The sequence below is a fragment of the Butyrivibrio sp. genome (assembly GCF_024699075.1).
In genome coordinates this window covers 1-13,266 of the sequence record NZ_JAILQF010000195.1, presented here as the reverse complement: position 1 = coordinate 13,266, position 13,266 = coordinate 1, and the positions used below count along the sequence as shown (strand labels likewise).

Genomic DNA, 13,266 nt, shown 5'->3' with positions numbered 1-13,266 from the left:
CTGATCTGACCATGGCTTTGAAGCTTCAAGAGCGCCCATGAACATCTCATAGAGTCTGAGTGTATCTGCACCGAACTTCTCTACGATATCACTTGGGTTAACTACGAATTCAGGGAATCTCTTACCCATCTTGATACCGTTGGATCCAAGGATCATACCCTGGTGTACGAGCTTCTTGAAAGGCTCGCTTACTGGAGAAAGGCCCTTCTTGTAGAGGTACTTGTTCCAGATTCTTGAATACATAAGGTGTCCTACAGCATGCTCAGGTCCGCCTACATAAAGGTCTACAGGCATCCAGTGCTTAAGAAGTTCCTGGTTTGCAAACTCGTCCTTGTTATCAGGATCGATATATCTGAAATAGTACCAGGAAGATCCTGCAGACCCTGGCATTGTTGAGGTCTCTCTTGTTCCTTTTACGCCGTTATGATCATAATTCTTCCAGTCTGTCGCATTATCAAGAGGTGCTTTACCATTTTTGCCCTTATAATCTTCAAGTACAGGAAGCTCAAGAGGAAGTTCATCATCATCAAGTACGTGGATTGAGCCGTCCTCAAGATATACGATAGGCATTGGCTCACCCCAGTAGCGCTGACGAGCGAAGATCCATTCACGGAATCTGTAATTAACTGTCTTTCTGGCAACGCCCATTTTTACAAGCTTGTCTGTGATAGCTTCCTTGGCTTCTTCTACTGTAAGGCCGTTGAACTCTTCTGAATTCATGAGCTTGCAGCCCTTGCCAAGGTAGTCGCCCTTTTCAAAAGCGTGCTCTGATACATCGCCGCCGTCGATAACCTGGATCCTTGGTATGTTGTGAACCTCAGAATACTCAAAGTCTCTCTGGTCATGACTTGGTACTGCCATTACAGCACCTGTTCCGTATCCGCCAAGTACGAAGTCACCGATGAATACAGGGACTTCTTTGCCATTAACAGGGTTTATTGCATGGATGCCTTTAAGCTCGCAACCTGACTTAGTCTTGTTGAGCTCAGTTCTATCCATTTCAGTCTTTTTAAGAGTCTCTGCTATATAAGCTTCAACTTCTTCTTTGTTCTCAATTCTAGGCATGAGCTCCTTAACTGTCTCTCCGTCGGGAGCAAGTACCATGAACGTAATACCGTAGATTGTCTCGATACATGTAGTATAGATTGAGAAGTTTCCGCCGCCTACGATCTTGAAATCAACTTCAACACCTTCAGATCTGCCGATCCAGTTCTTCTGGATCTCCTTGGTAGACTGTGGCCAGTCGATCTCATCAAGACCAGAAAGGAGTTCTTCTGCAAATGCCTGCTGGTCGATAACCCACTGCTTCATGTTCTTACGAACTACAGGGTATCCGCCACGCTCTGACTTACCATCTATAACTTCGTCATTAGAAAGAACTGTTCCGAGCTCTTCACACCAGTTAACAGGCATATCTACGTATTTAGCATAGCCGTCAAGGTAGAGCTGCTTGAAGATCCACTGTGTCCAGTGATAGAAAGAAGGATCAGATGTCTTGACCATCTTAGACCAGTCATAGTCGAATCCCAGCTCTTTGAGCTGACCGGTGAAGGTCTCGATATTTTTCTCAGTAAATCCGTTTGGATGATTACCTGTTGATACAGCATACTGCTCAGCCGGAAGTCCGAAGGAATCGTATCCCATTGGGTGAAGGACGTTGTAGCCCTGCATTCTCTTCATACGAGACATGATATCTGTTGCTGTATATCCTTCAGGATGTCCTGCGTGAAGACCTACTCCTGACGGATACGGGAACATATCAAGTACGTAGTATTTAGGCTTAGAGAAGTCCCATACATCTGTTTTGAAAGTTTCATGTTCTTCCCAATATTTTTGCCACTTGGGCTCAATGGCTTTTGGATTGTATTCCATTTCGATCTCCATTCCGGCAAAGGCGCTATTACTGCTAACAACAAAAAGCTCCCAGCACTTAATTAATCTAATAAAAAGCCTCGGAAGATGATGCGATTTCCAAGGCATTAAAAACTGTCGTAATTGTAGCAAATTAAAGCTTTACTGTCAAAAAAAGCTATAGACATTATCAGCAACAGCCATTGTAGAATCTCTATGAGATACGATTATGACTGTCTTGTCTTTAGAGGCTTCCTTTAGAGATTTAAGGATTATGCCTTCATTTAGGCTGTCGAGGTTACTTGTCGGTTCATCAAGAAGGATTATGTCGGTATCATGAAGGAAGGCTCTTGCTATACCTATTCTCTGCCTTTCGCCGCCTGATATGGTATCACCAAGTTCCCCAATTTTAGTATCATACTTGTCAGGAAGACTCATTACAAAATCGTGGAGTGAAGCTTTCTTCGCAGCTTCCTTGATCTCTTCAATAGTTGCTGATGGCTTTGCAACCTTTATATTTGCAGCTATTGTATCATGAAAGATATAGGTATCCTGTGTTACGTAGCTTTCAAGATCTCTAAGACTTTTTGTTCTGACATCCTTTATATCATTGGATCTGTCCTTTAATTCAGCACTTGGAAGAAGTGAATTTATGCGCTCTTTTAAAGTCATACGTTTTTGCTTTTCGACTTTTTCTGCTTCTAAAGCAGCTTTCTTTCTTGCTTCTTCTTTTTGCTTTGCAAGTGCTTTTGATTTTTCTATAAAGGCTTCTTCATGCTCCTTTTGTACTCTTATCTTCTCTTCCTTAGCAGCCTGCATTGCTTTGAGCATTTCTATGGCTGACATAGGCTTTGGCGCTTCATTGACGCTTTCATCTTCGCTATTAGTTGAAGCTTCTTTATTAATTTCATTACCGTTTTTAGTATCAGTCCCTTTAGGATTATCTTTTGTATCAGTACTATTACCTTTTGTATTAATACTATTCTTATTATCTTTTGTAATAGTATTAGCCTGATCATCTTTTGAACCAGAAGCTTTTTGCTTATCTTCCTGTGATAATTCACCCTCTTTTATAGCATCAGGATCTGTTTCATTTGCTATTATTCTTACGCTTCCCTTATCAGTATCCCAGAATCTCATAAGGAGCTTTAAGAGGGTTGATTTGCCGCAGCCTGAAGGACCGTGGATTCCAATTATCTGGCCTTTAGGGAAACCTATTGTAAGGTCATTTAATACAGGCTCGTTACTATATGCAAATGAAAGATTTTCTGTATAAATATTTTCAGTTTTAGGATAGATTTTTTTACCGTTTGTATTTTCTTTTACAACAGGAACTTCTTCGATCAGGTTTATGACCCTGTTTGCGCTAGCAAATGTCTGCATAAGATTATTGGAGAGGTTGGACAGTGCTATAACAGGACCAAAAGAGCTCATAATAGCTACTACAGCTACTATGCAGGTGCTTATATTCTCAAAATCATAAGAACCTGAGAATATAACAGCAAGGAGCATGATCCAGGTAGCTATCTGGATAGTCATTCCGGTTATTGCACTTTGATCTCCCTGATACTGAGCAAGAACCTTTTGGATAGCTCCAAGAGATGTGGATTTGTTCTTGATCTCTTTTTGCCTTAAATCTCCATTGCCATACTGAATTGTCTCATCAAGTCCTCTAAGGCTTTCAAGGACATATGAATTAAGTTCTCCAAAACGGTCTCTGTAATTTATTCCTGTATCAGCGCCGCGTTTTGAGTTGATGACAGGGATTACCACGCCAACTGCTATATAAGATATAAGTGCTATGATACCGGCTACAGGATACAGGCTCCATTCAAAGACTACCATTATGATAGTCATGACTATTGCTATCGCTACAGGTGATATTGTATGGGCATAGAATACCTCAAGAAGCTCTATATCAGATGTAAGGATAGTAATAATATTTCCTTTATCGCGCCCTTCAAGCTTGGCTGGAGATAATTTTCGCAGCGCTTCAAATACCTTGTGCCTTATGATCGCAAGGAGCTTAAATGCTATGAAATGGTTACAGTACTGCTCTGCATAGTGCAGTATTCCTCTTAAAACTGCCATTATTATTAGGGACCATGCTGCAGCTTTAGTTAAGGCTATTACCGGGGATCCTTCTGCAACCGGTGTTAAAGCTTTTAGTAACATTGCTGCTCTTACTGTAAGGAATATAGCGCATACAAAGCCGAGAACTCCGAGTACTATTGCAAGGATCATTATTGGAAGGAGCGGTTTTATAAGTACTATAAGCTTTGATATGATGACGAATACACTTTGCTTTTTAGGTGAAAATTTATTTTCTGTTATAGCTGAGTCTTTTATATTTTTTATAGCTGTATTATTTGATGCCGTATCAGCTATCGCTTTTTCTTCACAATCTGCCTTTTTATGAACCGGCATCTCTTCTGTCTTGCACTTGCCGCCATTATAATTTTCGAGCTTTTGCTGTGCATTATAAAGAAGTGAATAGCTTCCAAAATGGTTCATCAGTTCTTTATGAGTACCACTTTCTGCTATTAATCCGTCTTTGAGCATGTATATCTTGTCAGCATCTTTGGCATTGGCAAGTCTGTGAGTGATCATGATGACGGTATGCTCTTTGGCAATCTCTTTGATGGTTGCCATGATTATCTCTTCGGACTCTGCATCAATGTTGGAGGTTGCTTCATCAAATATATAGATTTCTGTGTTATGAAGAAGCCCTCTTGCTATGGCAAGTCTTTGCTTCTGACCACCGGAAAGATTTGATGCATTTTCTAAAAGCTTATAATCAAGAACATTTGATTCGCCTGAATCTAAAGTTGTAAGGTTGACCTTTTTAAGCGCTTCTATCATCTGATTGTCAGTAATATCAGCACCAGCTATGGCAAGATTCTCTCTTACTGAGCCTTTAAATAGAACTGCTCCGGAGGATACCAGGGTTATATTTTTATAAAGTTCTGCCTCTTTTATTGATGAGATCTCGGTATCTGCGATCTTGATAGAACCGGTATAGTTTTTCTGTCTTCCCATAATAAGAGAAGCTATGGTACTCTTGCCGCTTCCGGATACGCCTGTTATTGCTACAAAACTGCCTTTTGGAATATCCATTGTAATACCTTTAAGGACAGCCTTATTATCTTTTTGCAGATTGACAAGACCTATGTCATCTGGATTATCTGAAGGTGCAAGTGCTGTGTCTGTGTTTTTTTCTTCTTTACCTTTTTCATCTTTATTATAGGCAAAAAATACATTGTCGAACTTAAGCAAATTTGCATCCTTAGGATACTCTTCTGTTCCTTCCTGGGGTTCTTCAAGATCAAGTAAATTAAATATCTTATCACTTGCTGCCATTCCATTCATCGCAATATGGAAGTATGAACCAAGGCGCCTCATTGGAAGGAAGAATTCTGCAGCAAGGAGGATTATAATAAGTGCTCCCGAGAGCGTAATATTGTCTTTGGAATATTCTGATAAAGCTACGATAAGTCCTACTGCTGCTCCTCCGTAGGCCATGATATCCATGACACTTGTTGAGTTAAGCTGCATGGTAAGAACCTTCATTGTCACATTTCTGAAGTGCTCTGATTCTGTATCCATCTTGTTTGCAGCAATACTGTCACTTTGGTATATCTTAAGTGTTGTAAGTCCCTGAATGTTATCAAGGAAGCTGTCTCCAAGATTTGCATACATGCTCCAGTATCTGGATAATAATTTTTTGGCAATCTTCTGGACTACTACAATTGATATAGGTATAAGGGGTACGAATATAAGAAGGATTATTGCTGCCTTAAAACTTATAAAGGAGATAACTACAAATAATATAAGCGGGGCTATCATGGCATAGAAAAGCTGTGACAGGTATAGTCCGAAATAGGTTTCAAGCTGTTCTACGCCCTCTGTGATAAGCTGGGTAACTTCAGCTGTGGATACCTTTTCTTTATATGAAGATCCAAGATTTAAAAGCTTATTATAAATCTTTTCCCTTAAGATTCTTTTGACATCAGCACTTGCGGCAAAAGAGGTTTCTGATTCCTTCTTGTCGAAGACAAATCTAAGGACTATACATATAATAGCAGGAATTATATATTTGATATATGCCTTTGCGCTTATCTCAACTTCGCTTCCTGATAGTATCAGAGAGCTTGAGGTTACTACATCTGACAAGATGTCCGCTATGCATATTACTATTACTATCTGAGATATTAAAGATAAGAGTTTATAGAGTACTTGCTGCTTTATATATTTTACAGAATCTGAAAGAAGCTCAATCAGCCTTTTTTTGATCATTATATGCCCCCACACCCTGGAATTTTTATGTGAACTACCCATCACCTAAAGGTAATGGATTTTCTGGCTATCTAATTATAAAAGACCACATTTTATCACCTACTAAAACTGCGCATATATAAATTCGTAACTTTCCTTGCAATTTGGTTATCTTAGGCAGTTAATAAATGTTTTTCTTGTCTTAAAAATCCTTTATTAACTGCCCAAGATATCAAATTTGCAAGGATCTTAGCTTATTTATAAAGTGCGAAGTCTGAGATAACCTATATCTTATATAATAGCGGTATTTTCTTGTGTTCGCAATTATAATAACTAATAGTCCAAATGACATGTAAGCATATATTAGTCAGGCATGCTGTAATATACACAGTAAATACGCATGTAACTTCTTATATGATTTTATACAAACTAAATACGCCTGTATCTTCAGATACAGGCGCATTTAACAGGATATTTGTACAGCTGCTACTCAGAGCAGTGGAAGGAAACATATTGATTATGTTCTTGTAGTCTCTTTCGAGACATACCGATGGCTTTAATCAGTGTAAGCTGACATCTTTCAATTTGAATTCTTTATAGTCTCTTTATCGCATCCATTGCGAGCATAGAACGTTCACATTCTTCTGCTGATAATGTCAGCTGCCAGCAGTAAGGGCTGTTTTTCATGCACTTGGCTGCATAAGATAAGCCGTTAGTTCTTTTATCAAGGAAGGGTTTATCAATCTGGTTAGGGTCGCCAAGAAGGATTATCTTAGTATCCTTACCTGCTCTTGTGATGATGCCCTTAGCCTGATTAGGTGTCATGTTCTGTGCTTCATCAATTATGAGGTATGTTTTTGCAATTGAACGGCCTCTGATGAAGTTCAAAGCTTCTGTCTGGATTATGCCTCTGTCGAAGATCTCAGCTATCTTGTCAGAGAGCTGCTCTTCATCGCCGTAGCGCTGTTCTTCATCTGAATCAAGGATCTGTTCCAGGTTATCGATTATAGGCCTCATCAGTGGTGCGATCTTCTCCTGCTCATCTCCCGGAAGGAAGCCTATATCATCGTCAAACTGTGCATTAGGACGACATACGATTATCCTTCTGTATTCACCTGTTACGTTATTGAAGACTTTTTCAAGTCCTACTGCAAGTGAATAGAAAGTCTTGGCTGTTCCTGCCATACCTTTGATGATCACAAGAGGTGCTTCCTGAGCACTTGCCATCAGGGCTTCCTGCATGAAGTACTGTCCGACATTTCTTGGAGTTACGCCGTAAGGCTTACACTTTTTGTATTTAAGTGGTACTACCTTGCCGTTATGTATTCGTCCAAGAAGTGACTTTCTGTCTGACTGGTCAGGCTTTAATATTACAAATTCATTTTCGTGGAAAGTAAGTTCGATCTTTTGTCCCTGTCCGTCTGTATCATACAGACATTCAACAGGTATCCCGTCTTTTTTGAAATTATCGATTTCATCTTCAGGAACGAATACCTCATTTCGTCCTGTGTAGAGCTCGTCTTCATCAGATATCTGCTCAGTTGTAAAGTCTTCGGCTTTTATTCCGATTATGTGAGCTTTTATTCTAAGAAGAAGGTCCTTGGTTACAAGTATTATCTGTTCGCCTTTTTTCTTTTCATCAATAAGGCCTTTACAAACCTGAAGAATTCTGTTGTCTGCCTTGTCATCCGGAAGATCCTCCGGAAGCTCTACATTCACACAGTTCTTCTCAACGCGGACGCTTCCGCCGCCTTTTAGATCAACCCCTTTCAGAAGATCTCCGCTCATCCTGAGATTTTCAAGATAGCGTACTGCAGCTCTTGCATTAGCTCCTTTCTCACCATCTGCATTCTTTAATCTGTCAAGCTCTTCGAGTACGACTAGTGGAAGTACAAGATTATTGTCTTCGAAACACTCAAGCGCGTACGGAGCCTGAATCAGAACGTTAGTGTCAATTACATAAGTCTTCTTCATACGTGCAGATTCCTCCAATCTCCCTATTTAAGAAGAAAATGCGCTCCCCAAAAAGCGCAAAGGACATGACACAGGAGAACCCTGCATCATGTCCTTGTTTGAAGTTGCATTCTATTATATAGACTTGCAAATATTTTCTTCTTCACCATATTTAAATTATAAACAATACTTTTATACATGACAAGCTGTTAACTTGTACCAAAATATTTATTATATACAATATATTGTGGTTATAAAGTCAGTATTTACAATGAAATATGGTTGTCTATTTTTTTGTAAAGTGAAAATTTTAGTTTATTATACGTTCCAAATTACACCATAAGTTCGGAATATTCCAAAAAACACCATATCTTTCTAAGATCTATATTTTTGATATATGCCCTAGGAGGCTCCAGGAGCGCTTTTCAGGGCTTTGTGTTAAAAAATGAAATTTTTCAGTTTTGTATATTTAAGAATCAAGCGAGATTGATGTCTCATATTTATTTGCCATCTCGTAGTAATAATTGCTGTCTGCTATCTTCTTTACCTCTTTGGTGTCTGCCCCGTAATAATATATGGCACCATCCTTGGTATAGATAACCCCATTACCTGTAACAGCGGTTGTTTCTATCATTGTCTCGACTCTTTTTAACTTCTTGTTTTCATCAACAACATAAAGGTCATAGATATTAGAATTAACGTCGTAATCAAGGAACTTTACTATAAAGTGATAGGAGTTGTCATTAATTATTGGTGTTGCTTTTAAAGTAAAAAAGGTGTCTATTGGAACGTCATATATCATAAGACTCGGATCATCATCAGCAGATATGTAGAGATTCATTGCCTTGCTTCCTGCTACGTAGAACTGATATTTATAACTGAATATGCCGGATAAAGTAGCATTATAGGCTATCATTTTGATATTGCTTATCTCTTTGCCATATTCTATATCGCAGGAGTATACACAGCTTATATTATTATCATCATAAGCTTCTACATATAGCTTATTTTCTCTTAAAGCCATTGATATATGATTTACTTCATTAAAAGGTGATTCATATACTTCTGAAGATCCTGTGGTGTAGTACTGGGTAAAATCCTGCTTTTGGTCCTGGCTTTCATACAGATCATAAAAGGTCACATATTCCGAATATTTAGTGCTGTATTGAACTTCTCCTAGATCTGTTATCTCACCGTTATCATAGGTATATATTTCTTCTGTATAATCTTCGGGATGCGCGCCATTTTTTTCATAGGTTATGTGAGTTATGTCATCTGTAAGTGTAGTGTCAATGATATCGGTTACATCGTCATCGATCTTAGTCGTTTTTATTTCTTCACTTGTGATAGTTGAGATATAAAGTTCTCCGCTTTCTTCGCTATCATTTGTTTCCTTGATATAAACAAGATTCTTATTGTCTCCGTATGGAAATCTTACAGATTCATTTATAAGTCTGAGCTTCTTGGTACTTGTATCGTATTGGTATATATCATATTGTGTTCCAAAATAAAATCCGGTGGTAATGGAACTTGAGCTGTTACCTCTCATGGTCATGATAATATGTGTGTTCTCATAATTGAAGACACTGTTAATTGAGGTAAGTCCTTCAGTGCTTATGATATAATCATTGCCATTATCTGAATACATATAGATTTCGCTGTCTATTGTTTCATAAAGGACTGCATTATCCGATCCAGATGATGCATAAAAGCCGCAAACATCATCTGCTATAAGTTTTGATCTTGTGGCATTATCTTCTTCATTATCTGTTATATCTTTTGTATATATGCTGTAGAGAGAGGCGCAGATTTCAGCCTTTTTCTCTTTCATATCTTTTATATAATAGATAATATCTGAATCTGGATTAAAGGTTGAGAGATAGACAAAATCACATTTATCCACCAATTCTTCGTCTTCTGTAGTTAAAGCATAAGGCTCTATATCATCTGTAACATCTGTATCCACATAGATTATGCCATCTGAACAGTAAGTGATCCCATTTGCATATTCTATTGAATCATCATAAGAATCACTGGTTAATGCCTTATAGAAGCCAATTCCAAGTATTACTACAAGCGTTATAAGCACAAGGACTGCTGCAAGGAGTATCTTTTTGACCCGCTTGTTAGGATCCTCTGATTTTGCTCCGGCATTATTATTGGCGCCATAATAAGAGGCTCTTGTATTACTATTTGATATCTGCAAATTTTTATACTGGTGATTTTTGGGATATTCATATCCCGGTACCATATATTTATTATCAGATATTCTTGGTACAGGCTGTCCGCAGTAGGGACAGAATTTGATATTATCAGGTATTTCTTTTTGACAATTATTACACTTCATCTTGGTAGTATCCTTTAGTATTACGCATACGTCTACGCACCTGATGATACCTTGGGTGTATATTATCTGCAAAATACTTTGTATGCGTGCAGCACTTGATTGAATTTCTCCTTGGATGCTTTGATCTTGTATTCGTCATCACCGGTATTTAATAATATCTCATAATTTGAACAGTTATATCCGGCGATCATGCTTTTGTTGATCAGCACATCTCTGTTGCATCTGAATAAAATTGTACTATAAGTCTTTTCAATTTCGGCGATACTCAATTTACAAGGGTATTCGCCTCGTATGGTCCTTATCTTCTGCAAAGCCTGTCCTGATGATGTATCGCTCTCTACACTTATTATCTCTTCTCCTTTGATAAAAAATATATCGTTTTCATCATTCCTGCCTTGTATGCTCTTCTTCTTTTCCTGGATATGGTCAGGCTGATAATTGTCCAGATACTCTCTTATATTATTAAGAGCCTCTTCCAGATCATTCATCTTTTCCTCTTCTGATATAACTTCTTTTTCTATCGTTATATATTCTTCCGGAATAAGTCCCGGTTTAAAAAATAAGTTATGATCAATTTTGGAATATGTACATAATAGGATTGGAAGGTTTATATATTCCTTTTTAATTCTGCTGTAAATCTCAAGTTCACTTTCATCATGCATATAAAAACAGCAAAAATCAACCCTGTTATCAATAGACTCAAGGTTTCGACTAATGCTTGTATAATTATCGCACATTATAAGCTCATATTTGGAATTATACCTAAATTTTATATATGGTAAAACATTATTTTTGATAAAACCAGTCATGTCCTTTTCAGGATCATAGACAATTACTTTATTGACCCCCATTTTATTTTTCCCCTAAATACTAATAACCCACTTACAATGCCTGCAATATTCCTTTATAGAGAGATTGCCTGCACTTAATAATTCATGATGTGATCAAGAATTTTATTTTACTGCCTTATAATTTGCGAAAAAATTTAGAAAAAAACCAGATGATAGAATTGAAAATTATGACAGATAAAACTATTGAATAATATAAATGTTCGGGAGGGGATTCGAACCCCCGACCTTCCGCTTAGGAGGCGGACGCTCTATCCAGCTGAGCTACCCAAACGAAGGAGTGCCTTATAATAATAAAAGGCACTGTTACAATTTACCATAATAAACGAAATATTTCAATCTATTATTTTATTTCAGGAAAATTTATGTGTCCCTGAAGCCAGATGTTACCTTTGAATCTTCTTCCTACCGCTGGCTCGCCGAGGAGATCCTTGCGGTTTATGGCAACGTCATATTCGATATCAGAACAGATTATACTTAAAATATATACCGGTTCTTTGGTATAGGTATTGATGGTAAGCTTATAATCTGTTATTTCACCCATTATTGCATACTGGTCGCATTCAACTCCGTATGGCATGAAATAATTATCTACAAGAGTGTACACATCTTCTTTTAATATCTTATCTGAGATGGTTGTGTAGATATTCATATCATCCAGGGTCAGAGATTCAATCGCGTTTTCATCTCCGTTTCTTGCATGACTTACTAGTCTTGTTCTTGTCTGACGTTTCTTCTTAAGAAGCCTTTTCTGGTTGGGAGTCTTGGCTATTGGCAGCATTATACTTCCCTTTGTAGATAAGGCTGATAATGTAACAGAAGTTCCTGTTGTCTTCTTCTGTCCTTTATCTGTGACCTTTAAATATTCCATCATATTCTGAAGATAGAAGATCATAGTGATCCCTAATCTTGGATCATCACAAACGCCGGCGAATGAATCTGTAGCTGCATGCTGTTCTACAGTTATGTCTTCAGAAGATGAGATGCCTTCACCTTTTATATAAGGATAATAGTATTCGTATATAAAGTGATTCTCAGCCTTAAATTGGCCATAGACTACCACTCCCAGTCCAGGCGCAAATTCTTTGGTGAACTGTGCGAATATCTCGTCATCTTCATTTTTAATGTAATTTCGCTCGTCTGCATTCTGGACACAATATTCCAACAGCTTTTCGAGCGCACCACGGCCCTGCAATCCTGCAAGGCCGACAGCTCTCATAAATTTATGCATTATTTCTCCGGAATAAGTACTTCTTTTCCGCCCATGTAAGGTCTTAATGCTTCAGGGATCTTAACTGATCCATCTGCCTGAAGATTGTTCTCAAGGAATGCGATGAGCATTCTAGGCGGAGCTACTACTGTGTTATTAAGTGTATGAGCAAAATAGTTGCCATCTTTGCTCTTGATTCTGATCTTAAGACGTCTTGCCTGTGCATCTCCGAGATTAGAGCAGCTTCCAACTTCAAAGTATTTCTTCTGTCTGGGTGACCATGCTTCAACATCGCATGATTTGCACTTAAGATCAGCAAGATCTCCAGAGCAGCATTCAAGTGTACGAACAGGAATATCCATTGAACGGAAAAGGTCAACTGTATTTTGCCAAAGCTTATCATACCACATCTTTGAATCTTCGGGCTTACAAACTACGATCATTTCCTGCTTTTCAAACTGGTGAATTCTGTATACACCTCTCTCCTCGATACCGTGAGCTCCTTTTTCTTTTCTGAAGCAAGGTGAATAGCTTGTAAGTGTCTGGGGAAGTTCTTCTTCCATGATCTGCTGTTCCTTGAACTTACCGATCATTGAGTGCTCACTTGTTCCGATAAGGTAGAGATCTTCACCTTCAATCTTGTACATCATTGCTTCCATCTCAGGGAAACTCATTACACCTTCAACAACATTACCATGAATCATGTATGGTGGGATACACTATGTAAATCCTCTGTCAATCATGAAGTCTCTTGCATATGCAAGTACTGCTGAGTGAAGTCT

6 protein-coding genes, 1 tRNA gene and 1 pseudogene are annotated in these 13,266 nt (G+C 38.2%); all 8 read right to left on the bottom strand.

Translation table 11 applies throughout. The features are described from left to right. Positions 1-1,872, bottom strand: a 1,872-nt coding sequence (leuS, locus tag K6G87_RS07735) for a leucine--tRNA ligase (protein WP_296835573.1), incomplete at its 3' end; no start/stop codon positions are given. 147 nt (positions 1,873-2,019) lie between these two features. Further along, a complete protein-coding gene (locus tag K6G87_RS19800) occupies positions 2,020-6,147 on the bottom strand; it encodes an ATP-binding cassette domain-containing protein (RefSeq protein WP_330669799.1) in 4,128 nt (1,375 codons plus the stop codon). A gap of 573 nt (positions 6,148-6,720) precedes the next feature. Continuing rightward, positions 6,721-8,100, bottom strand: a complete 1,380-nt coding sequence (locus K6G87_RS07720; RefSeq protein WP_296835571.1) for a PhoH family protein — start codon at positions 8,098-8,100, stop codon at positions 6,721-6,723. Positions 8,101-8,548: 448 nt separating this feature from the next. Further along, on the bottom strand, positions 8,549-10,426 hold the full coding sequence (locus K6G87_RS07715; RefSeq protein ID WP_296835569.1) for a zinc ribbon domain-containing protein: 1,878 nt from the start codon (positions 10,424-10,426) through the stop codon (positions 8,549-8,551). Positions 10,427-10,488: 62 nt separating this feature from the next. Further along, positions 10,489-11,277, bottom strand: coding sequence for a LytTR family transcriptional regulator DNA-binding domain-containing protein (locus K6G87_RS07710; RefSeq protein ID WP_296835567.1), 789 nt, complete (start codon positions 11,275-11,277; stop codon positions 10,489-10,491). 197 nt (positions 11,278-11,474) lie between these two features. After that, positions 11,475-11,548, bottom strand: a tRNA-Arg gene (locus K6G87_RS07705). Between the two features lie 69 nt (positions 11,549-11,617). Beyond that, positions 11,618-12,505 (bottom strand): DUF3881 family protein, encoded by an 888-nt coding sequence (locus K6G87_RS07700; protein ID WP_296835565.1) that lies wholly within the window; start codon positions 12,503-12,505, stop codon positions 11,618-11,620. Continuing rightward, a pseudogene (locus K6G87_RS07695) lies at positions 12,505-13,266 on the bottom strand (aminoacyl--tRNA ligase-related protein); the annotation flags it as partial. The pseudogene K6G87_RS07695 and the gene K6G87_RS07700, both read right to left, overlap by 1 nt.